This window comes from Halorubrum sp. AD140, from assembly GCF_034497445.1.
GTDB lineage: Archaea > Halobacteriota > Halobacteria > Halobacteriales > Haloferacaceae > Halorubrum.
Window position 1 is genome coordinate 1 of record NZ_JAXRUU010000351.1, and the last position, 1018, is coordinate 1018.

Annotated in this window: 2 protein-coding genes; both read left to right on the forward strand. The window is 69.3% G+C overall.

Going from position 1 to position 1018, the window contains the following annotated elements:
* The first annotated feature begins 29 nt into the window (after positions 1-29).
* Complete coding sequence (gene leuD, locus U4E84_RS18780; RefSeq protein ID WP_322533561.1) at positions 30-653, forward strand: 3-isopropylmalate dehydratase small subunit; 624 nt, start codon at positions 30-32, stop codon at positions 651-653.
* A gap of 4 nt (positions 654-657) precedes the next feature.
* Positions 658-1018: isocitrate/isopropylmalate family dehydrogenase (locus U4E84_RS18785; protein ID WP_322533562.1), on the forward strand; the 361-nt coding region annotated here is incomplete at its 3' end.

Genomic DNA, 1018 nt, shown 5'->3' on the forward strand with positions numbered 1-1018 from the left:
GCCGGCGGCGTCGACGAGGTGGCCGACTAATGGCCCCCGACGCCAGCGCGGGCGGCGATCAGCACATCACCGAGGTGTCGGGAACAGGCGTGCCGATCCCGGGCGACGACGTCGACACCGACCAGATCCTGCCGGCGCAGTTCATGAAGGAGGTCACGTTCGACAACATGGCGGACTACCTCTTCTACGACGCCCGGCGCGACGAGGACGGCGAGTTCAACGACCACCCCCTCAACCGCTTCGAGGGAGCGTCGATCGCGGTCGTCAACTCCAACTTCGGCTGCGGCTCCTCCCGCGAGCACGCCCCGCAGGCGATGATGCGCTGGGGCGTCGACGGGGTCGTCGGCGAGTCCTACGCCGAGATCTTCCGCGACAACTGCAAGTCGCTCGGCATCCCCGCCGTCACCGCGGACCACGAGACCGTGGTGGCGCTTCAGGAGTGGATCGAGGCGAACCCCGAGGGTCACATCGACATCGATGTCGAGGGCGAGACCGTCACCTACGGCGACGAGACGATCGACGTCGAGGTCGACGACGCGATGCGGGAGGCCTTAGTCGAGGGGATCTGGGACACGACTGCGCTGATGTACTCGAACCGCAGCAAAGTCGACGAGACGGTCGCCGACCTCCCGTACGTCGAGGGGGACGACTGACCGGATGTCCGACGAGATCGTCGTCATCGAGGGCGACGGCATCGGCCGCGAGGTCGTGCCGGCCGCCGTCGAGGTGTTGGAGGCGTTCGACCTCGACCTCGCGTTCGCCTCCGCCGACGCCGGCGACGCGGTGAAGGAGCGAACGGGCGAGGCGCTCCCGCAGCGGACGTACGAGCGCGTCGCCGAGGCGGACGCGACGCTGTTCGGCGCGGCAGGCGAGACCGCCGCCGACGTCATCCTCCCGCTCCGGGACGCCGTGGACTCGTTCGTCAACGTCCGCCCCGCGAAGGCGTACCCCGGCGTGGACGCGCTCCGGCCGGAGACGGACGTGGTGTTCCTCCGCGAGAACACCGAGGGCGTCTACT